Source organism: Microbacterium sp. LMX7-1.2, from assembly GCF_040675935.1.
Lineage (GTDB): Bacteria > Actinomycetota > Actinomycetes > Actinomycetales > Microbacteriaceae > Microbacterium.
The window spans coordinates 3,129,474-3,148,301 of the sequence record NZ_JBEGIL010000001.1 but is presented as its reverse complement, the minus strand read 5'-3'; the positions used below and the strand labels follow the sequence as shown (position 1 = coordinate 3,148,301).

The 18,828-nt window shown below is 69.9% G+C and carries 20 protein-coding genes and 1 tRNA gene; 7 read left to right on the top strand and 14 right to left on the bottom strand.

What is annotated here, in order from left to right; all coding sequences use genetic code 11:
* The first annotated feature begins 82 nt into the window (after positions 1-82).
* Entirely contained in the window at positions 83-970 is an 888-nt protein-coding gene (locus tag MRBLMX7_RS15440) for a hypothetical protein (RefSeq protein ID WP_363369799.1), read from the top strand.
* A 69-nt stretch (positions 971-1,039) separates the two neighbouring features.
* Here the strand turns inward: MRBLMX7_RS15440 and MRBLMX7_RS15435 are convergent.
* Positions 1,040-1,115 (bottom strand) — tRNA-Thr (locus MRBLMX7_RS15435).
* A gap of 42 nt (positions 1,116-1,157) precedes the next feature.
* The gene (locus tag MRBLMX7_RS15430) at positions 1,158-2,111 is read right to left on the bottom strand and encodes a DsbA family protein (RefSeq protein ID WP_050722643.1); all 954 of its coding nucleotides are present in this window, start codon (positions 2,109-2,111) and stop codon (positions 1,158-1,160) included.
* A 231-nt stretch (positions 2,112-2,342) separates the two neighbouring features.
* Here MRBLMX7_RS15430 and MRBLMX7_RS15425 point away from each other — a divergent pair, with 231 nt between their 5' ends.
* Together MRBLMX7_RS15425 and MRBLMX7_RS15420 are read left to right on the top strand one after the other, a co-directional pair.
* Positions 2,343-3,446 carry an ABC transporter ATP-binding protein gene (locus MRBLMX7_RS15425; RefSeq protein ID WP_050722642.1) on the top strand — a complete coding sequence of 368 codons (1,104 nt, stop codon included), beginning with the start codon at positions 2,343-2,345 and terminating at the stop codon, positions 3,444-3,446.
* Between the two features lie 79 nt (positions 3,447-3,525).
* The gene (locus tag MRBLMX7_RS15420; protein ID WP_050722641.1) at positions 3,526-4,833 is read left to right on the top strand and encodes a DUF4032 domain-containing protein; all 1,308 of its coding nucleotides are present in this window, start codon (positions 3,526-3,528) and stop codon (positions 4,831-4,833) included.
* Between the two features lie 23 nt (positions 4,834-4,856).
* Here MRBLMX7_RS15420 and MRBLMX7_RS15415 read toward each other — a convergent pair whose 3' ends face one another.
* The 6 genes from MRBLMX7_RS15415 to MRBLMX7_RS15390 all read right to left on the bottom strand — a co-directional run bounded on the left by MRBLMX7_RS15415 (position 4,857) and on the right by MRBLMX7_RS15390 (position 10,485).
* Positions 4,857-5,498: an NAD(P)-dependent oxidoreductase gene (locus MRBLMX7_RS15415; RefSeq protein WP_363369796.1), complete on the bottom strand. Its 642-nt coding sequence runs from the start codon at positions 5,496-5,498 to the stop codon at positions 4,857-4,859.
* A 10-nt stretch (positions 5,499-5,508) separates the two neighbouring features.
* Positions 5,509-6,513 (bottom strand): 23S rRNA (guanosine(2251)-2'-O)-methyltransferase RlmB, encoded by a 1,005-nt coding sequence (rlmB, locus tag MRBLMX7_RS15410; protein ID WP_050722639.1) that lies wholly within the window; start codon positions 6,511-6,513, stop codon positions 5,509-5,511.
* On the bottom strand, positions 6,506-7,909 hold the full coding sequence (cysS, locus tag MRBLMX7_RS15405; protein WP_363369793.1) for a cysteine--tRNA ligase: 1,404 nt from the start codon (positions 7,907-7,909) through the stop codon (positions 6,506-6,508). Before cysS ends, rlmB begins: the two co-directional genes overlap by 8 nt.
* Before the next feature lie 164 nt (positions 7,910-8,073).
* A complete protein-coding gene (locus tag MRBLMX7_RS15400) occupies positions 8,074-8,664 on the bottom strand; it encodes a short chain dehydrogenase (protein WP_363369791.1) in 591 nt (196 codons plus the stop codon).
* Entirely contained in the window at positions 8,661-9,929 is a 1,269-nt protein-coding gene (gene ispD / locus MRBLMX7_RS15395) for a 2-C-methyl-D-erythritol 4-phosphate cytidylyltransferase (protein WP_414685145.1), read from the bottom strand. Before ispD ends, MRBLMX7_RS15400 begins: the two co-directional genes overlap by 4 nt.
* 73 nt (positions 9,930-10,002) lie before the next feature.
* Positions 10,003-10,485, bottom strand: a complete 483-nt coding sequence (locus tag MRBLMX7_RS15390) for a CarD family transcriptional regulator (protein WP_050722636.1) — start codon at positions 10,483-10,485, stop codon at positions 10,003-10,005.
* Between the two features lie 136 nt (positions 10,486-10,621).
* Here MRBLMX7_RS15390 and MRBLMX7_RS15385 point away from each other — a divergent pair, with 136 nt between their 5' ends.
* On the top strand, positions 10,622-11,158 hold the full coding sequence (locus tag MRBLMX7_RS15385) for a DNA modification methylase (RefSeq protein ID WP_363369786.1): 537 nt from the start codon (positions 10,622-10,624) through the stop codon (positions 11,156-11,158).
* Positions 11,159-11,245: 87 nt separating this feature from the next.
* On the opposite strand, the gene MRBLMX7_RS15380 is transcribed toward MRBLMX7_RS15385, so the two are convergent.
* The gene (locus tag MRBLMX7_RS15380) at positions 11,246-11,929 is read right to left on the bottom strand and encodes a response regulator transcription factor (RefSeq protein ID WP_050722634.1); all 684 of its coding nucleotides are present in this window, start codon (positions 11,927-11,929) and stop codon (positions 11,246-11,248) included.
* Positions 11,926-13,143 (bottom strand): sensor histidine kinase, encoded by a 1,218-nt coding sequence (locus MRBLMX7_RS15375; protein ID WP_363369784.1) that lies wholly within the window; start codon positions 13,141-13,143, stop codon positions 11,926-11,928. The genes MRBLMX7_RS15380 and MRBLMX7_RS15375 overlap by 4 nt, the downstream gene beginning before the upstream one ends.
* Before the next feature lie 219 nt (positions 13,144-13,362).
* On the opposite strand from MRBLMX7_RS15375, the gene phoU reads away from it, so the two are divergent.
* Positions 13,363-14,058, top strand: coding sequence for a phosphate signaling complex protein PhoU (phoU, locus tag MRBLMX7_RS15370; RefSeq protein WP_050722632.1), 696 nt, complete (start codon positions 13,363-13,365; stop codon positions 14,056-14,058).
* Between the two features lie 65 nt (positions 14,059-14,123).
* On the opposite strand, the gene MRBLMX7_RS15365 is transcribed toward phoU, so the two are convergent.
* Entirely contained in the window at positions 14,124-14,873 is a 750-nt protein-coding gene (locus MRBLMX7_RS15365) for a phosphoglyceromutase (protein WP_363369782.1), read from the bottom strand.
* A gap of 69 nt (positions 14,874-14,942) precedes the next feature.
* Between MRBLMX7_RS15365 and MRBLMX7_RS15360 the strand changes: the two genes are divergently transcribed.
* The gene (locus tag MRBLMX7_RS15360) at positions 14,943-15,767 is read left to right on the top strand and encodes a class I SAM-dependent methyltransferase (protein WP_363369780.1); all 825 of its coding nucleotides are present in this window, start codon (positions 14,943-14,945) and stop codon (positions 15,765-15,767) included.
* A 60-nt stretch (positions 15,768-15,827) separates the two neighbouring features.
* Here MRBLMX7_RS15360 and MRBLMX7_RS15355 read toward each other — a convergent pair whose 3' ends face one another.
* The 3 genes from MRBLMX7_RS15355 to MRBLMX7_RS15345 all read right to left on the bottom strand — a co-directional run bounded on the left by MRBLMX7_RS15355 (position 15,828) and on the right by MRBLMX7_RS15345 (position 18,015).
* Positions 15,828-16,949 carry a YgfZ/GcvT domain-containing protein gene (locus MRBLMX7_RS15355; protein WP_363369778.1) on the bottom strand — a complete coding sequence of 374 codons (1,122 nt, stop codon included), beginning with the start codon at positions 16,947-16,949 and terminating at the stop codon, positions 15,828-15,830.
* Positions 16,950-16,966: 17 nt separating this feature from the next.
* Complete coding sequence (locus MRBLMX7_RS15350; RefSeq protein ID WP_050722628.1) at positions 16,967-17,569, bottom strand: FABP family protein; 603 nt, start codon at positions 17,567-17,569, stop codon at positions 16,967-16,969.
* 158 nt (positions 17,570-17,727) lie between these two features.
* Complete coding sequence (locus MRBLMX7_RS15345; RefSeq protein WP_050722627.1) at positions 17,728-18,015, bottom strand: hypothetical protein; 288 nt, start codon at positions 18,013-18,015, stop codon at positions 17,728-17,730.
* Positions 18,016-18,106: 91 nt separating this feature from the next.
* Between MRBLMX7_RS15345 and MRBLMX7_RS15340 the strand changes: the two genes are divergently transcribed.
* Positions 18,107-18,790: a winged helix-turn-helix transcriptional regulator gene (locus MRBLMX7_RS15340; protein WP_363369776.1), complete on the top strand. Its 684-nt coding sequence runs from the start codon at positions 18,107-18,109 to the stop codon at positions 18,788-18,790.
* The last annotated feature ends 38 nt before the right edge of the window (positions 18,791-18,828 follow it).

The following is an 18,828-nucleotide window of genomic DNA, read 5'->3' as shown; positions in this document are numbered from 1 at the left end:
TTCGCGTATGACGGAGTGTGTCGCACCCCCGCGATCGCCGCACGCTCTTTCGGCGCACTAGCGGCGTCGCTACTGTGAGGGCATGCGCCACATGATGTCCACCCGTCGAGGTCGTCGACTTCTCGCCCTCGCCGCCGCTGTCGCCCTGGCCTGCGTCGGCGCCGCGGGAACGGCCGGAACCACCGCCTCTGCCGCTCCGGTCTACAACATCCCCGAGGCGGTGGGGTACGACTACAGCCCGGGAGAACCCGCGATCTCGGGGGGCAGCGCAGGAACCGTGAACGGCCTGAGCGAGACCGCATGCACGGGCTCCTTCGCGATCGCAGGCGACTCCGGGTTCTTCCTGACGACCGCGCGCATGTGCGGGTACAAGTTCGACACGATGCACGACGGGACCTACCGAGGCGACGCGGGATACTATGCGGACACCGTGAACAGCCGCCCCGCGGAGCCGGTCGTGCTCCTGGAGATGCGTCCCGGGAACGATGCGCATCAGCTTCTGGTCGATGCCAGGACCGGCGAATCCCCCGCCGGCGGCTATGTGCAGGGCTGGATGCCGACGCGCGATCAGTCCTACGGCATGCTCGTCGGGAAGATGGGCATCGACACCGGATGGACGGAGGGCCGCATCGTCGGGATCGCCCGCTGGCACTACGACCCGAACATCATCCTCATCTGCACCGACGCCCCTGCGTCCGGAGCCGACGGCGGCGGCCCCGTGTGGCGCAACGACGAGTACGGACTCCGCGCGCTGGGGACGGTCCTCGGAGTGACCGACAAGGGCGGCGCCTGCTACCGCCCCATCCAGGAGACGCTCTACGCGTACGGGGCGCGAATGCCTTCGTTCGGTCCCGAGCAGGGGCGCCCGACGTGGGGCACGTTCGCACCGGGCATGCCGCTGTACGACGGATATGTCCAGCTCTACAACAACGGAAGGAGCATGGAGAAGGGCGCTGACTGGCGGCTCTGAGGTCGCCTGATCCACTGAAGACGAGGCCCGCATCTCCTGCGATTCCGCGAAGATGCGGGCCTTCGTGTGTGGAGCCGACTACGGGACTCGAACCCGTAACCCCCGTATTACAAGTACGGTGCGCTACCAATTGCGCCAAGTCGGCGGACGCCACCCAGCTTAGCGAGCGGCGCCGGAGGGTGACGAACTACGACGCGGGGGTCGTAGCGGTCGGCGTGGGCGTCGGTGACGGAGTCGCAGCGTCCTGCGAGGCGTCGTTCGACACCGTGAGCACGAACTGCGAGAACTCCACAGGGTCGTCGAGCGCTCCGACGTAGGCCTCGCCGTTCACGACGATCATGGGCGCCGAGGTGAGCACCAGGTCGTCAGACCCGACGAGCGGTCCCTCGAGTGCGCGTGAGGTGGCCTCCTTGGCCCAGCTCACGTAGTCCTGGTCCTCGATGCACGAACGGACGCTCTTGACGTTGTCCGACCCGACCGCACCGGCGATGTCCGCGAGGTCGGCGTCGGAGTACCCGTCGCTGTTGACCTCGGGCTGGTCGTCGAGCAGGTCGTGGTTGAAGGCGTAGAACTGCGCGGGCGAGTGCGTCGCCACGCAGGCGGCGGCGCCGGCGGCGCGCAGCGAGTACTTCGTGCCGTTCGAGCTGGCGGTGAGCAGCGCGACCGGGTGATAGGTCACGGTCGCCGCCCCCTCGTTGATCCAATTGACCAGCTGGCGGGCGTTCGCACGCTCGAACTCCCCGGCGTCCGGCGACAGGTAGTCGACATAGACGTGGATGTCGACAGCGCTCGACGTCGTCGGCGCGGGGGTCGGCGCGGCTTCGCCACCGGCATCCGTCGCATCCGGAGCGGGAGACGCGGACATGTCCTCGGACGCGACGGTCGCGCTGACGTCGGAGATCAGGATGCCGTCGTCGTCCATGCCGCCCGGCGAGAGCTGCGGCTTGGAGACCTGAGCGGAGACGGCCAGCGTCACGGCGGTGCCGATCGCTCCGACCGCGACCACCGCGATCGCGCCGACGATGATTCGTCGCATGACGCGCGCCCTCGACTGCTGGGCGTGCACCTTCTGTGCCTTCTCCCGCACGGCCTCGCGCGAATTGCGAGGGGTGGGGACGTTCGGCGTCTCGTCGCTCGACATCGTTCCTCTTGACGGTCTCGGTGGGGCAGGGTGGCCCCGAGCGCCGATCGGGCGGCGCACGCCGTGTGATCACGGCCGACAACGATGCTAACCAGCCTGGCTGAGAAATACCCAGACGCCCTGGATTCTGCCATACTGATTTCCGACCCGATGAGGGGTCACGGCGGGTCGAACCGCCGCTCTATCACTACGGATCGTCCGGCACGTACCTGCCGGTGAAGGAGAAACACAATGGCATCTGTGACTTTCGACGAGGCCACCCGCCTCTACCCGGGCGGCACCCGCCCGGCCGTCGACAAGCTCAACCTCGAGGTCGGAGACGGCGAGTTCCTCGTCCTCGTCGGCCCTTCCGGTTGCGGTAAGTCCACGTCGCTGCGCATGCTCGCCGGCCTCGAAGAGGTCAACGCCGGCCGCATCCTGATCGGCGACCGCGACGTGACCGACGTCCCGCCGAAGGACCGCGACATCGCGATGGTCTTCCAGAACTACGCGCTGTACCCGCACATGACCGTCGCCGAGAACATGGGCTTCGCGCTCAAGATCGCCGGTGTCGGCAAAGAAGAGCGTGCGAGCCGCGTGCTCGAGGCCGCCAAGCTGCTCGACCTCGAGCAGTACCTGACCCGCAAGCCGAAGGCCCTCTCGGGTGGTCAGCGTCAGCGTGTCGCGATGGGCCGCGCGATCGTGCGTCAGCCGCAGGTGTTCCTCATGGACGAGCCGCTGTCGAACCTCGACGCCAAGCTCCGCGTGCAGACGCGTACGCAGATCGCCTCCCTCCAGCGTCGTCTCGGCGTCACCACGGTCTACGTCACGCACGACCAGACCGAGGCGCTCACGATGGGCGACCGCATCGCGGTGCTCAAGGACGGCCTGCTGCAGCAGGTCGGCTCGCCGCGTGACCTGTACGAGAAGCCGAACAACGTGTTCGTCGCCGGCTTCATCGGCTCGCCCGCCATGAACCTGTTCTCGGCCGACCTCGCGGACGGCGGCGTGCTCTTCGGCACCGAGACCGTTCCGCTCGACCGCGACACCGTGGGTCGCGCAAACGGCTCGCAGGTCACCGTGGGCGTGCGCCCCGAGGACATCACGGTTGGTCCGGCCGACGGTAAGGGCCTCTCGGTCGTCGTCGACCTCGTCGAGGAGCTCGGCGCCGACGGCTACCTGTACGGTCACACCGACATCAACGGCAAGCGCACCGACCTGGTCGCGCGCGTCGACGGACGAAACCACCCGAACGCCGGCGAGACCGTGACGCTCGCCGCGAACGCCGGCCACGTGCACGCGTTCGACATCGAGTCGGGCGACCGCCTGAACGACAAGCCGGTCGTCTCCGCCTGATCGGAACCGCAGATGCGGCGCGGGCTGACTTCGGTCGCCCGCGCCGCTTCTGCTTCTCCCCCGCACACCCTGGAGTCACATGCACGACGCGCTGCGCATCACCGCGAGCTCGATCGACCCCGGCCTGCTCGCCCTGCCGTGGTCGACGCCTCTCGCCGCCTGGCCGTCGGAGAGCATCGTGTCGCTCCCGAAGGGTCTATCGCGGCATCTCGTGCGCTTCGCCGACCTCTCGGGGCGTGTGGTCGCCGTCAAGGAGACGACCGATGAGATGGCGCGCCGCGAGTACGAGATGCTCGGCAACCTCGCTCGCCTGGACGTCCCGTGCGTCGACCGCGTGGCGGTCATCGCGGGCCGATCGGATGCCGAGGGCGAGCCGCTCCCCGCAGCCCTCGTCACCTCGCACCTGAGGTTCTCGATGCCGTACCGGGCGCTCTTCACGCGCGTGCTGCGCCCGGATACCGCGACCCGACTCGTCGACGCACTCGCCCTACTGCTCGTGCGGTTGCACAACGTGGGCTTCTACTGGGGCGACGTGTCCCTGTCGAACACGCTGTTCCGACGCGATGCCGGAGCCTTCGCCGCCTACCTCGTCGACGCCGAGACCGGCGAGCTGCACGAGGAGGGCCTGACCGACGGCCAGCGCGCCTACGACCTCGACCTCGCCCGCACCAACATCGCCGGAGAGGTCATGGACCTCGCCGCCGGCGGACGCCTCGAGCACGGTGTGGACGCGATCGCTATCGCCGACGGGATCGTGTCGTCGTACCGCTCGCTGTGGGCCGAGCTCACGGCGCAGGAGTCGTTCGCGGCTGCCGAGACGTGGCGCATCACGGAGCGCGTCGAGCGGCTGAACGCCCTGGGGTTCGACATCGACGAGATGTCGATGTCGACGACGTCGGACGGCACGGTCGTGGAGATCCAGCCCAAGGTCGTGGACGCCGGACACCACCAGCGGCGCCTCATCCGCCTCACCGGTCTCGACGTCGAGGAGAACCAGGCACGGCGGCTGCTGAACGACCTCGACGAGTTCCGCGCCCGCTCCACCAAGCAGTGGGCGGATGAGGAGATGTACGCGCACGAGTGGCTGACCCGGGTCTTCGAACCGGTCGTGCGCGCGATCCCCTACGAACTGCGCGCCAAGCTCGAACCGGCCGAGGTGTTCCACCAGGTGCTCGAGCACCGCTGGTACCTCTCGCAGGCGCAGGGGCGCTCGGTGCCGCTGGCCGAGGTGCTGACGAGCTACATCAACGAGGTGCTCCGCCACCGTCGTGACGAGGCGACGATCATGGGGCCGCCCACCGAGACCATGAGCCTGCCCGTCATCACGGGCGCGACCTCGGTGAGCGATGAGGACGACGACGGGGTCGACTGGCGCGACCTCGTCTGAGGCCCGGAGCCGGTCGGCGCGTGTCAGTACCCGACGGTGAAGCGCTCGCGGCGGTGGTTGCCCTGCTCGATCTCGTCGACCACGGCGACCGCGAAGTCCGCACCCGAGATGAAGGATTTCCCGTCGGCGTCGCGCACGAGCACGTCGCCGCCGTCGCGGTAGTGGCCGGTGCGCTCGCCCTCGGCCCACGGTCCGAAGACCTCGGCCGGGTGGATGAAGAACCAGTCCAGTCCGGCATCCGTCTGCTCGAGGAGCGCGAGCGAGTCGATGCCGACCTGGGCCTCGTGCTTGTACTCCTCGGGGAAGTCGAGGTCGAACAGCCGCGGGCCGCCCGGGGCGACGAGGCTCCCGCCCGCGCCCCCGACCACGCCGAGACGCGTCGAGGTGTCGGCGAGCTCGGCGATCACGTTCTGCAGCGCCTCGAGCACGCGGTCGGTCATGTCGCCGCGCGGCGACAGCGCCGAGACGACGGCATCCGCGCCGTCGAACGCGTTCGCCAGCGAGGCGATGTCGAGAGCGGAGCCCTGCACATACGACGCGCCGTCGACGGCGTCCTCCGGCACCGAGCGCGAGATCGCGATGACCTCGTGCCCGCGGCTCACCGCCTCCGTGACGATGTGCTTCCCGGCGTAGCCGGTCCCTCCGAGGACGACGATGCGGGCCATGAGGTCTCTCCTACTTCGCGTTGCGGATCGTGGACACCTGGTAGAGCGCGACGGACGTCGCGATGCCGGCGTTCAGGGACTCGGTCACGGCCGAGATCGGGATCGACACGATCTGGTCGCAGGTCTCGGCGACGAGACGCGAGAGGCCCTTGCCCTCGGATCCCGTGACGATCACGACGGGCCGGTCGGCGAGCTGCAGGTCGGGCAGCAGCACGTCCCCGTCGCCGTCGAGGCCGAGCACGAACACGCCCTGCTTCTTGAACTCCTTGAGCTGCGTCGTGAGGTTCGAGGCCAGTGCGACCGGCACCCGGGCGGCCGCTCCGGCGCTCGTCTTCCAGGCCGCGGAGTTCACCCCGGCCGAGCGACGCTGCGGCAGGATCAGGCCATGTCCGCCGAAGGCACCGGTGGAGCGGATGATCGCCCCGAGGTTGCGCGGGTCGGTGATGCCGTCGAGCGCCACGAACAGCGGTACCTCGCCCTTGTCGATGACCTGCTCGAGGAGGTCCTGCGGGTGCGCGTACTCGTACGGGGGCACCTTGATCGCGACGCCCTGGTGCACGCCGTCGAAGCCGGCCATGCGGTCGAGCTCCTGACGCGTGACCTCGAGCACCGGGATGCCGCGGTTGGTCGCGATCGACAGCATCTCCTTGACGCGGTCGTCCATCTCGACGCGCTGCGCGATGTAGAACGCGGATGCCGGGATCCTGGCGCGCAGCGCCTCGAGCACGGAGTTGCGCCCGGTGACGGTCTCGGTGTCGGTCGTGTTGTCCTTCACACGCGCCGTGCGGTTCGGGTTGCCGCCGGACGTCTGACGCCCACCCGGCTTGCCGCGTCCGCCCGCGGCGGCGTAGCGCTCGGCCGCGGCCTTGCGCTTGCCCGCGGGGTGCCACGCGCGATCCTCGGCCTTCGGTGTGGGTCCGCGCCCTTCGAGGGAGCTGCGCCCCTTGCCGCCGGAGCCCTTGGTGGGGCCCTTCTTCTTGCCCTTGCCCGCTGAGGGGTTGCCTGGCTTAGCCATCGATACTCCAATGAGTTCCGGCCGGAGTGTCCTCCAGCGTGATTCCTGCGGCGGCGATCGCGTCACGGATGCGATCCGCCGCCGCCCAGTCCTTGTCGGCGCGCGCCTGTGCGCGCTGCGTGATCATCTCCTGGACGAGTGAGTCCAGCGCCGTCGCGTGAGCGGTGGATGCCGTCGATGCGGAGGACGGCACGAGCCCCAGCACCGAGGTCATCGCGAGCACGGCGCGGGCCGCGTCCAGCGCGGCATCCGTGTCGCCGGAGTCGAGCGCGGAGTTGCCGGCCCGCACGGTCTCGTGCAGCACGGCCAACGCCTGCGGCACGCCGAGGTCGTCGTCCATCGCCTCCGTGAAGGGCGCGGGCAGGCTCTGCCCCACGAAGTAGCCGATGCCGCCGCCCGCGATGCGGCCGACCCGCTGCAGGAATCCGCCGATGCGCCCCAGGGCGGCCTCCGCCTCGGTCCACGACGACGCCGTGAGGTCGAGGCTCGATCGGTAGTGCGCGGCTGCGAGGGCGTAGCGCACCACGAGCGGGTCGTGCTCCTTCAGCACGTCGGCGGCGAGCGTGAAGTTCCCGAGGGACTTCGACATCTTCTGACCGCCGACCGTCACGAGGCCGTTGTGCACCCAGTACCGTGCGAAGCCGAGGCCCGCGGCGGTCGACTGCGCGAGCTCGTTCTCGTGGTGCGGGAAGCGCAGGTCGAGGCCCCCGCCGTGGATGTCGAACTCGTCGCCCAGATAGCGGCGGGACATGGCGGAGCACTCGATGTGCCAGCCGGGGCGGCCCTGACCCCAGGGCGACTGCCATACGGCATCCGCGGGCTCGCCCTCCTTGGCGCCCTTCCAGAGCGCGAAGTCCTGAGGGTTGCGCTTACCACGGGGGTCCGCGTCCTCCGCTGCCTCCATCGCGTCGACCGACTGGTTCGTGAGTCCGCCGTACGCGGGCCACGAGCGCACGTCGAAGTAGACGTCACCGGAGCGGTCCGGAGCGGGGTACGCATGACCCCGCTCGATGAGCGTCTGGATGAGCTCCTGCATCTGCGGCACGGATGCCGTAGCGCGGGGCTCGTACGTCGGCGGGAGGATGCCGATCGCCGAGTACGCCTGCGTGAACTCCTGCTCCATGCGGTACGCGAGCGCCCACCAGGGCTCGACCTCGGTGGCGTTCGCGAGGACCTTGTCGTCGATGTCGGTGACGTTGCGCACGAACGTGACGCGCCCGTGCCGGACGTCGAGCCAGCGGCGCAGCAGGTCGAAGCTCAGCGCGGCGCGCACGTGCCCGATGTGCGGACCGGACTGCACCGTGGGTCCGCACACGTACATCGTGATGTTCTCGGGGTCGAGAGGCACGAAATCGCGCAGCTGCTGCTCGCGGGTGTCGTAGAGGCGGAGAGTCACCGGTCAAGCCTACCGGGCGCGGGATTCCCGAGTCTGGGCGCGCACAGCAGGGTCTCGATTCACGGACTCCGTCCCGATTCGCGGACCGCACATGTCACACTGCACGCGAATCGGGACACGGTCAGCGGATCGGGCGGCTTTCCGGGCGCCCCGGCGGCTCCGGGTCAGTCGACCGGGAGGACCTGGCCGGTCTGCACGCCGAGAACGCTCTTGGCGAAGGCCTGGCCTACCCGATGCGACGACACGGGCACGAAGCCGGGGAACGACGAGTGATAGGAGGGCGCGTCCTCGAGCACGGAGGGACTGACGGCGTTGATGCGGATGCCGCGAGGCAGCTCGGTCGCGGCCGCGATCACGAACGACTCGATCGCGCCGTTCACGAGCGAGGCGGCGGCCCCGGTCGCGATGGGCTCTCGTGCGAGGATGCCGGAGGTCAGGGTGAACGATCCGCCGTCGCGCACGAACGGGGTGCCCAGGCGGACGATGTCGAGCTGCGCGAGCACTTTGCTGCGGAACGCCGCGTCGTAGTCCTCGCGCGTGAGCTCGCCGAGCGGGCGGAACGCCACGCTTCCCAGCGCCACGATCACCGCGTCCACCTCTCCGACCTCGGCGAACAGACGCGCGACGGATGCCGGGTCGGTGGCGTCGACCGCGGGCTCGCCGCTGCGCGAGGCGGCGACGATCTCGTGACCCTGCAGCGCGTCGACCGCGGTGCCTCCGACGAGTCCGTTCGCTCCGATGACGAGGATCCTCATGACTGCTCCTTCTCCTTGCTCTCGGGGTCCTGCGCGTTGTTGGCGTCGACGTCGGCGATCACCATCGCGATCGCGGTGACGGAGATTCCCTCCGTGCGACCGGGGAATCCCAGTCCGTCGGTGGTGGTGGCCGTGACCGACACGGGCGCCCCGCCGAGCGCGGCGGACAGGACGCCCTCGGCCTCCCGGCGGCGCGCGCTGAACCTCGGCCGGTTGCTCTGGAACTGCACCGAGACGTTGCCGATGCCGAACCCGGCCTGAGCGAGCAGCTCCCGAGTGCGCGCGAGGAAGACCTCGGCATGCGCGCCCGCATACTCCGGATGGGCGGTGCCGAAGTGCTCGCCGATGTCGCCGAGGCCCGCGGCGCCGAGCAGCGCGTCGACGATCGCGTGCGCGACCGCATCGCCGTCGGAGTGGCCGGACAGCGGCTGCTCCCCCGGCCATTCGAGACCAGCGAGCCACAGGTTGCCATCGCCGCCGAACGCGTGCACGTCCGTGCCGATACCCACCCGCGGCACGCCCACCGGCTGTGCCACGGGCTGCGCGACCGGCTGTGCGAGCGACTGCACGGCTGTCGCCGCGAGCAGGTGACGTGCGCGCACCAGGTCGTCGGGGGTGGTGATCTTGAACCCCCGGGACGATCCGTCGATGTGCCGCACCGGGTGGCCCGCGGCGGCGAAGAGGGCGGCGTCATCGGTGTACTCGATGCCGTCGCGCTCGGCCCGCGCGTAGGCCTGCTCGAGCAGCGTGCGCGGGAACCCCTGCGGCGTCTGGGCGGCCGCGAGCTCGGAACGGTCGACCGGCGCTATCACGGTCGCCCCCTCGACCCGCTTGAGCGTGTCGATCACGGGCAGGGTCGGGAGGATCCCGGTGCTGTCATCGACCGCGTCGATCACGGCGTCGATCACGGCGGGCGGGGTGAGAGCGCGCGCGGCGTCGTGAACGAGCACGGTGCGGACGTCGCCCCACAGAGCCGCGAGCCCCGCGGCGACGGACTGCTGCCGCGTGCTCCCACCCGTCACCACCCGCGTCAGGTCGACTCGGTCGCCCGCGGCGGCGCGCACCTCGGTCTCGGCATCGCCCTCGAAACCGGCCGGCGCCACCACGACGACCTGGACGGGTGCCGCGGCGAACACGCCGTCGAGTGCGTGGCGGAGGATCGAATGCGCGTCGATGCCGACGAACGCCTTGGGCGCCCCGGCATCCAGTCGTGTCCCCGATCCGGCGGCGACGACGATGATCGCGGCGGTCGGGACGGGAAGCATGCTCACGCCTTCACGTTACCCGTGCAGACGAAGAAGGCGGATGCCGAAGCATCCGCCTTCTTCTGCAATCCGCTCAGGACGCGAGGACCTCGTCGAGCAGAGCGCCCGCCTTGTCCTCGTCGATCTTCTCGGCGAGCGCCAGCTCGGAGATGAGGATCTGACGCGCCTTGGCCAGCATCCGCTTCTCACCAGCGGAGAGTCCGCGGTCCTGGTCGCGGCGCCACAGGTCGCGCACGACCTCGCTCACCTTGATGACGTCACCTGAGGCGAGCTTCTCGAGGTTCGCCTTGTAGCGACGCGACCAGTTGGTCGGCTCCTCGGTGAACGGCGCACGCAGCACCTCGAACACGTGGTCGAGGCCCTCCTTGCCGATCACATCGCGCACACCCACGAGATCGACGTTCTCAGCGGGGACCTCGATGATGAGGTCACCCTGAGTGACGTTGAGCTTCAGGTACTTCTTCGTCTCGCCCTTGATGATGCGCTCCTTGACCTCGATGATGGTCGCAGCGCCATGGTGCGGATAGACGACAGTCTCGCCAACCTCAAAAAGCATAAAAACGTGTCCTTTCGGCAACCTCAAGGATACCACAGGGGATATGCGCTAAGGTTCGCGCCCCGGCGTCCACGGGCCCGGTGCGGCATGCGCATAGAATGGGATGCGGATATCCCGTCGGACCTCAGGAGGACCCGTGAAATCGCGCCTTGTCGCGTCTGCCGCTCTCAGCGCCCTCGTTCTTCTCGGCGCGACGGGCTGCACGTTCATCACGCCGCAGTCGACGAAGATCGAGTACGCCGCCTCGGACGGCGTGAACGTCTCCGACGCCGACGGCCCGATCGACGTGCGCAACGCGTTCATCGTCGCGAACGAGGACGGCTCGGTCGGCAACTTCATCGGGGCGGTCGTCAACCCGACCACCGAGAAGGCGACGCTCACGATCACGCTCGTGGGCATCGATCCCTTCACCGTGACCGTCCCGGCCGGCAAGACCATCAGCTTCGGCGCCGACGAGGAGCCGCTGCGCATCGTCGGCCTCGACTCCATGCCCGGCTCGACCGTCGAGGTGCACTTCCAGTCCGGCGACGGCGCCGGCACCAAGACCGAGATCCCGGTCCTCGACGGCACCCTCCCCTACTACAAGGACCTCGTGCCGAGCACGACCGGCAGCACGACTCCGAAGCCGACCCCGATGCCGACCGACACCGCGGCGCCCGCTCCCGAGGAGTGACCCGCTCCGGTCGACGGAACGGAAGAGGCCGGCACCCCGCGGGGTGCCGGCCTCTTCGCGTCTGCGACGTTCAGCCGAGGGCGCCGCTCAGCCCTCGAAGCGGTAGCCGAGGCCGCGCACCGTCACCAGCATGACCGGTTCGCCGGGATTCTCCTCGATGCGCGAGCGGATGCGCTTGATGTGCACGTCGAGGGTCTTGGTGTCGCCGAAGTAGTCACTGCCCCACACGCGGTCGATGAGCTGCCCGCGGGTGAGCACCCGACCCGAATTGCGCATCAGCACCTCGAGCAGTTCGAACTCCTTGAGCGGCATGTTGATCTGCTCGCCCGCGACCGAGACGGTGTGCCGGTCGATGTCGAGGCTCACGCGACCGCCGTCGAGCACGCGCTCGTCGAGCTCGCTCTCGGCCTGCACGACCCGGCGCAGCACGGCACGCATGCGCGCGAGCAGCTCCCGGGACGAATACGGCTTGGTGACGTAGTCGTCGGCGCCGAGCTCCAGGCCCACCACGATGTCGACCTCGGAGTCCTTGGCGGTCAGCATGATGATCGGCACGGCCGAGGTGGAGCGGATCTGACGGCACACCTCCGTGCCGGGCATCCCCGGCAGCATGAGGTCGAGCAGCACCACGTCGGCGCCGCGCTCGCGGAACGCCGTGAGCGCTCCGGGGCCGTCTTCGGCGATCTCCACCTCGTACCCCTCGCGGCGCAGCAGATACGCGAGCGGGTCGGCGAGGTCGGGTTCGTCTTCGACGAGAAGGATGCGGGTCATGCGTTCTCTCCGTTTCGGACGCGAGCGTCGGCCTTGGCCGGCTTGCGCTCGCGCTTCTTCTTGCTCTTCTTGTCCTTCGCGAGGCGTGCGGGTGCCTCGATCATGGGAAGTCGGATGGTGAAGGTCGAACCGCGACCCGGCCGCGACCACAGCAGCACCTCGCCGCCGTGACGCTGGGTGGCGTGCTTGACGATCGAGAGCCCGAGGCCGGTGCCGCCGGTGCGTCGGGAACGCGCCTCGTCGGCACGGTAGAAGCGTTCGAAGATGCGCTCGCGGTCCGCCTCGGAGATGCCGATCCCCTGATCGGAGACCGCGACCTCGACGATCTCACCGTCGGCCTTCACGCCCACCCCGATGCGGGAGCCCTTGGGCGAGTAGACGATCGCGTTCGCGATGAGGTTGCCGAACGCCTCGATCAGGATCTGCGAATCGCCGTGCACCCACACGCCGCGGTCGCCGCCGCGGGCGATCTCCACCCCGGCCGAATCGGCCTGCACGGCGTGGGCTTCGATCGCCGAGGCCAGCACCTCGTCGATCGACACCGCCCGGGCGGAGGAGAGCGCGTCGTCGGTCTGCAGGCGAGAAAGGCTCATGATGCGTCCGGTGAGCTGCCCCAGCCGCACGGCCTCCGCCGAGATGCGCGTCGCGAAGTGGCGCACCTGCTGGGCGTCGTCCGCCGCCGACTCGATCGCCTCGGCGAGCAGGGTGATCGCGCCGACCGGAGTCTTGAGCTCGTGGCTGGTGTTGGCGACGAAGTCGCGGCGCATCTGGTCGAGCCGCTCCTGCTCGGTGACGTCGCGGATCACCAGGAGCGACATCCGGGGGCTGATCGCACTGGCCCGCGCGGAGACCAGACGCGGGTCGAGGCTGAGTCCGCCGCGCGTGATGCGCAACGACTCTGTGACCGATCCGCCGTCGACCCGCAGACTGCGCATCAGCTGCCGAAGCTCCGGGTTCTCCAGCGGAGCGCCCACCTCGATGTCGAAACGGCTCGCCGCCTTGGAGGCAGCGAGCACGAGACCCGAGGGGTCGACCACGCAGGCCGCGTCGTCCATGCTGCCGAGCACAGCGGTCACGCCCTCGGGTACGACGAGAGACGTCTCGTCCGCGATCCTGGCCCGCGTGCGATACGCCCACGCCACGACCAACGACAGTCCGACGCCGATCACGAGGCCGACGAACAGCGCGAACAGCGCGATCTGCGGCAGGGTCATGACACCAGCGTAGAGTGCGTTCACCGGCCGCACGGCGGGTTCGCCGCCCCGCGACGAAAGCGGAGAAGTACTATTCACGTGCTGGGCACCGTTCGTTAACCTTCGGGGCAGAGAATCCCTTTCGGGCCTGTGCGAGAGCGAGGTCCTCCTCTCGCGCGGACGACCCAGCCGTCTCGCGCTGGCCTGACAGCCGAGACCCGAATGAAAGGTTGCGCCCCAATGCGCGAAGTCTTCCACCAGTCCCTCGAGGATCTGCAGTCCCGTCTCGTCGAGATCGCCGACCTCGTCACCGTCTCGATCGACAAGGCCACCCGCGCTTTCGCCACGAGCGACGTCGCCCTGGCCGAAGAGGTCATCGCGGACGACGCGAAGATCGACGAGCTGGCCGTCGCGCTCGACGAGCAGGCCATCGAGATCCTCGCCCGCCAGCAGCCGGTCGCCCGCGACCTGCGCATCGTCGTGTTCGCGCTGCGAGTGAGCGCCTCGCTCGAGCGCATGGGCGACATGTCCGAGCACATCGCCCAGCTCGCGCGCCTGCGCTTCCCCGAGCGCGCGATCCCGAAGGGCCTCAAGGGCACCTTCGTGAAGATGGGCGAGCTGGACGTCGAGATCTCCCGCACGCTCACCGAGCTGCTGCGCACGCAGGACCTCAAGTTCGCCGACCAGATCCGCAACGCGGACGACGACGTCGACGAGCTGCACGCGAGCGTCTTCGAGAAGGTGCTCAGCGACAACTGGAAGGGCGAGACCACGGCGACCGTCGACGCGACGCTCGCGAGCCGGTACCACGAGCGCTTCGCCGACCACGCCGTCGCCGTCGCGAAGAAGGTCGTCTACCTCGCGACCGGCGACTGGCAGGCCGGCGAGGAGGACATCGCCCTCGCCGCCGAGCAGCAGACCCTCGGCCACGCCTGAGCCTCGGCTCCCCGTATGACGAAGGGGGCGGATGCCGATCGGCATCCGCCCCCTCGTCGTCTGTCTTACTTCTTGCCCTGCGCGGCGACGGCTGCGGCGCCCGCCGCGGCGGCCTCGGGGTCGAGGTAGCGGCCCGGGCCCGTCGGCACGTTGTTCTCGTCGAGCTCGTACACGAGCGGGATGCCGGTCGGGATGTTCAGCTCGGCGATGTCGGCGTCGCTGATGCCCTCGAGGTGCTTCACGAGACCGCGCAGCGAGTTGCCGTGCGCCGTCACGAGCACCGTCTTGCCGGCCTCGAGGTCGGGGACGATCGCGCTCTCCCAGTACGGCAGGAGACGGTCGATCACGAGCTTGAGGGACTCGGTGCGGGGCACCTCCCCGTCGATGCCCGCGTAGCGCGGGTCGTTCACCTGGCTGAACTCGCTGTCGTCGTCGAGCACGGGCGGCGGCACGTCGAACGACCGGCGCCACAGCTGGAACTGCTCGGGACCGAACTCCTCGAGCGTCTGGGCCTTGTCCTTGCCCTGCAGCGCGCCGTAGTGACGCTCGTTGAGGCGCCACGAACGCGTCACGGGGATCCACAGGCGGTCCGCCGCGTCGAGCGCGATGTTCGCCGTCTGGATCGCGCGGCTCAGCAGCGAGGTGTGCAGCACGTCGGGCAGGATGCCGGCTTCGGCCAGCAGCTCGCCGCCCCGCTGGGCCTCGGCCTTGCCCTGCTCGTTCAGGCGGACGTCCACCCAGCCGGTGAAGAGGTTCAGTTCGTTCCACTCGCTCCGGCCGTGACGGAGCAGGATCAGGGTGCGCTTCGCAGTCATGCCGCCAGTTTATCCGCGCGGGGTCGCGGACACGCCTCGGAGTCGGCGCGTGACTGGAAGGATGGGCACATGGCGTCCTCTCCCCTCGGCCGACCCACCCGCGGCACCACGGGGACCAATCGGCTGCGTCGCAACGACCGCTGGATCGCCGCCTCACGCGCCTTCCTCCGCGCGACGGATCCGCTCGTGATCGACCTCGGCTACGGCGCGAGCGGGGTCACCGCGTTCGAGCTCGCGACCCGTCTGCAGCGGGTGAGGGCGGATGCCGAGGTGCGAGGTCTCGAGATCGACCCGGCGCGCGTGGCGAGCGCTGACGCGCAGCTCGCCGAGGTGCGGGCGGGGCGTACGCCCTTCTCTCCGGACCTGCGGGTGTCGTTCGCGCGCGGCGGCTTCGAGGTGCCGCTGGCGGACGGACGCCGACCCGCCGTGATCCGCGCCATGAACGTGCTGCGCCAGTACGACGAGGCGGATGTCGCGGGCGCATGGGGCACCATGACGTCGCGTCTGGATCCCGGGGGTCTGCTCATCGAGGGCACCTGCGACGAGATCGGCCGCATCGCGAGCTGGATCGACGTGGATGCCGCCGGGACGCCGCTCCGTCTCACGATCTCGCTGCGACTCGCCGGGCTCGAGCATCCCTCCGTCGTCGCCGAGCGGCTGCCGAAGGCGCTCATCCACCGCAACGTGCCGGGCGAGCGCGTGCACGCCTTCCTGACGGACCTCGACCGCGAATGGGACCGCGCGGCCGCACTCTCGACGTTCGGCGCGACGCAGCGGTTCCTGGCGGCCGTGACCGCGCTGCGCGATCAGGGGTGGCCGGTCGAGGGCGGGCGCAGCCGGTGGCGGCTGGGTGAGCTCACGCTGCCATGGGCGGCGGTCGCCCCGCGGGGGTAACGCGTTTCGTCTCGTCGCTGCGCTCCTCGCTCGACGACCGGGGGCGAGTTACGGAACGCGTCAGCCGGCGTTGCGCGGATCCGGCGCGCTCGGGCGGCGCGACAGGCGGGTCAGTCGAGGGATGTCGGCCGTAGCGCCGGCATCCCCGGGCACGATGACCTGCTGTGCCGCGGCGATGTCCCCGCCGTCCGTGCGCACGACCAGGTCTCCCACGGGGGCACGGCGCGACAGGATCGCGAGAGCGATGGGGCCGTCCTCGTGATGCCGAGCCACCGACGTCACACGACCCACCTCGTCGTCTCCCGCGAACACCGGATCGCCGGCGGCGGGGAGCACAGCGTCGCTCCCGTCGAGGTGCAGAGCGGCCAGACGGCGCGGTGGGTGGCCGAGGTTGTGCACCTTCGCGACCGTCTCCTGTCCGCGGTAGCAGCCCTTGTTCAGGTGCACGGCCGTGCGGATCCAGTCGGACTCGTGCGGCAGCGAGCGCTCGTCCACCTCGGCCGACCAGCGCGGACGCCACGCCGCGACGCGGAGAGCCTCCGCCGCGAGGAGACCTGCGACATCCTCTGCGCCGAGCGTCGCGGCGAGCGCGTCCGCGGTCTCCCGCGACACGATCGCGACGCGCCAGGCGTAGTCGGTGCCGGGATGCTCGGCGACCTCCGCGTACTGGTGCCCGCCCGCGCTCACGCGCTGCCAGGGATCCGTCCACACGAGCGCCGTCCCCGCGGGGCGGAAGGCGATCTCGTCGGCGCGGCTCGCCGCAGCGCCCCCGTCGACGAAGCCGAGCAGAGCCAGGTCGGGGCGCAGCCCGACCGTCGCCTGCGTGCGGAACTTCATGCGCTGCAGCCAGGTCGCGAGCCCCTCGGCATCCGCGGCGTCCGCGAGGAGCCAGGTCGAGGTGCCGTCATCGAGGACACCGGCCGCGTGCTCGACGCGTCCCTGCGGGTCGAGCACGAGCAGCTCTGTGCTCTCGCCCGCGCCGATGCGACCCAGCGCCTGCGAGGTGATCGAATCCAGCCAGCCGAGACGCTCGGGCCCGGCGACCTCGATCACGGCACGGTCGTCGAGCGGCACGAGCGCGTCGCCCGCCGCCAGACGCCGCTGTTCGCGGAACACGTCGCCGAAGTGCTCGATGCCCCTCTCGCCGACCACGGCGCCGTCGATGTCGCGGAAGCCGGCCACGTCAGATCCCGGCCATGTCAGATCTTCGCCAACCGGGCCGACGCATGCGAGCGCAGCGGCGTTCCCAGCGCGGCGATGTCCCACGCCCAGAGCAGGTGGTTGTCGACCAGTCCGTACATGCGGGAGGCCGAGCCGTACTCCTTCGCGCCGGCGCCGCGCACGACGGCGTCCGTGGCGATGTCGATGCGGGGGCCGTTGATCTCGCCGAGGTACAGCTCCAGCATCCCGTCGGCGTGGGCGATCGAGACCTCGATCGGGAACCCGCCGGATGCCGCGCGCAGAGCCTCGACGTCGTCGACGCCGCGCGGCGACGACTCGGCGACGGGAGGGAGGAGCCCGGGGCCCGCGTCGGAGTCGGTCGCGGGACGGCTCAGCCGCCAGAAGCCGCTCTCGGCGACCAGAGGGAGAGACGTCTCGCCCTCGTCCCGCGTGAAGATCGCGGTGGCTGAGTAGTTCAGGAACGGACCGCCGTCATGGCTGAAGCTCACGCGATGCGTGAACTCGCCCTGCAGGCGCTCATCGCCCACCGGGTAGTCGATGACGCCGGTGCCCTCCCACACGCCGATCAGCCACGACAGCGGCGCGAGGTCGGCGGGGAGATCCGTGGGGAGCTCGAGCACGGTCGGCTCAGCGCTGACCGCGGAAGAGGTTGCGAAGCACGACGACCGAGACGAAAACGATCGCGAGGCTCGCCAGGCCCAGCAGGCCGATGAAGAAGAGTTCGAGAGCCATGAGGTCCATGACGACCACTTTACCCTCCGCGCCCGCGGCTGTCGCGTCAGGAGACGAGGGCGGCGAGACCGAAGCCGACCGAGACGACACCCATCACCAGCAGCGCACCGAGTGCGCCGCCTGCCACGCGCAGGATGAAGCCCTGGGTCCGCCCGTACCAGAGCTGCACCGCGAACGACAGGAGGACGACGCCGCCGAACGCCACGATCAGCCACGGCACGCGCCAATCCTCGGGCACGAAGAGGCCCACCGCGATCGCCGCCGCGAACGCGACGCCCCACACGACGAGCACCCCGACGAACGCGTTGCGCGGCGCGAGGGCAGGTTCCGTCATGACTCCATTGTCACCCATCGGCGCGAAACGCACCTCTCGACGCCCGGTATCATGGCCCCACGGCGTCCCCCGCCGTCCGGAAGGAGTGCGCGTGGCCCAGGTGCTGGTGTTGACCAATGCTCCGATCGCGGAGCCGGTTCTCCCCGCGCTGGAGCTTCTCAGCCACCGCATCCGGCAGATTCCCGCGGAGCCTGCGCAGCTCGTGAGCGCCCCCGACTACGACATCGTGATCGTGGACGGCCGTCAGGATCTCGTCGGCGCCAAGTCGCTGTGCCGTCTCCTGCGCGCGGCAGGCCAGGAGGCGCCGCTGCTGCTCGTCGTCACGGAGGGCGGCATGAGCGCCCTGTCCGGCGACTGGGGCATCGACGACGTGCTGCTCGCCACCGCGGGCCCGGCCGAGACCGACGCCCGCGTGCGCCTCGCGATCGCACGACGCGACGAGGTCGCCGAGCCCACCCGGGTGCAGGCATCCGGGGTGACGATCGACGAGCAGTCCTACTCGGCCAAGCTCCACGGACGCCCGCTCGATCTCACCTACAAGGAGTTCCAGCTCCTGCACTTCCTCGCTACGCATCCCTCACGGGTGTTCACGCGCGAGCAGCTGCTCAGCGAGGTGTGGGGCTACGACTACTTCGGCGGCACCCGCACCGTCGACGTGCACGTCCGGCGACTGCGGGCCAAGCTCGGCGACCAGGAGCAGATCATCGGCACGGTGCGCAACGTCGGCTACCGCTTCAACGTCTACGAGGACGAGACGGTCCCCGCGACCCGCTGACCGCGGCCTTTCGTTCACACGCGCGTCACCTCACGGTG

Excerpts from the sequence above, each read along its gene's own strand:
- MRBLMX7_RS15440 (WP_363369799.1), top strand. The coding sequence starts at position 83 with ATGCGCCACATGATGTCCACCCGTCGAGGTCGTCGACTTCTCGCCCTC.
- MRBLMX7_RS15430 (WP_050722643.1), bottom strand. The coding sequence starts at position 2,111 with ATGTCGAGCGACGAGACGCCGAACGTCCCCACCCCTCGCAATTCGCGC.
- MRBLMX7_RS15425 (WP_050722642.1), top strand. The coding sequence starts at position 2,343 with ATGGCATCTGTGACTTTCGACGAGGCCACCCGCCTCTACCCGGGCGGC.
- MRBLMX7_RS15420 (WP_050722641.1), top strand. The coding sequence starts at position 3,526 with ATGCACGACGCGCTGCGCATCACCGCGAGCTCGATCGACCCCGGCCTG.
- MRBLMX7_RS15415 (WP_363369796.1), bottom strand. The coding sequence starts at position 5,498 with ATGGCCCGCATCGTCGTCCTCGGAGGGACCGGCTACGCCGGGAAGCAC.
- rlmB (WP_050722639.1), bottom strand. The coding sequence starts at position 6,513 with ATGGCTAAGCCAGGCAACCCCTCAGCGGGCAAGGGCAAGAAGAAGGGC.
- MRBLMX7_RS15400 (WP_363369791.1), bottom strand. The coding sequence starts at position 8,664 with ATGAGGATCCTCGTCATCGGAGCGAACGGACTCGTCGGAGGCACCGCG.
- ispD (WP_414685145.1), bottom strand. The coding sequence starts at position 9,929 with ATGCTTCCCGTCCCGACCGCCGCGATCATCGTCGTCGCCGCCGGATCG.
- MRBLMX7_RS15390 (WP_050722636.1), bottom strand. The coding sequence starts at position 10,485 with ATGCTTTTTGAGGTTGGCGAGACTGTCGTCTATCCGCACCATGGCGCT.
- MRBLMX7_RS15380 (WP_050722634.1), bottom strand. The coding sequence starts at position 11,929 with ATGACCCGCATCCTTCTCGTCGAAGACGAACCCGACCTCGCCGACCCG.
- MRBLMX7_RS15375 (WP_363369784.1), bottom strand. The coding sequence starts at position 13,143 with ATGACCCTGCCGCAGATCGCGCTGTTCGCGCTGTTCGTCGGCCTCGTG.
- phoU (WP_050722632.1), top strand. The coding sequence starts at position 13,363 with ATGCGCGAAGTCTTCCACCAGTCCCTCGAGGATCTGCAGTCCCGTCTC.
- MRBLMX7_RS15365 (WP_363369782.1), bottom strand. The coding sequence starts at position 14,873 with ATGACTGCGAAGCGCACCCTGATCCTGCTCCGTCACGGCCGGAGCGAG.
- MRBLMX7_RS15360 (WP_363369780.1), top strand. The coding sequence starts at position 14,943 with ATGGCGTCCTCTCCCCTCGGCCGACCCACCCGCGGCACCACGGGGACC.
- MRBLMX7_RS15345 (WP_050722627.1), bottom strand. The coding sequence starts at position 18,015 with ATGACGGAACCTGCCCTCGCGCCGCGCAACGCGTTCGTCGGGGTGCTC.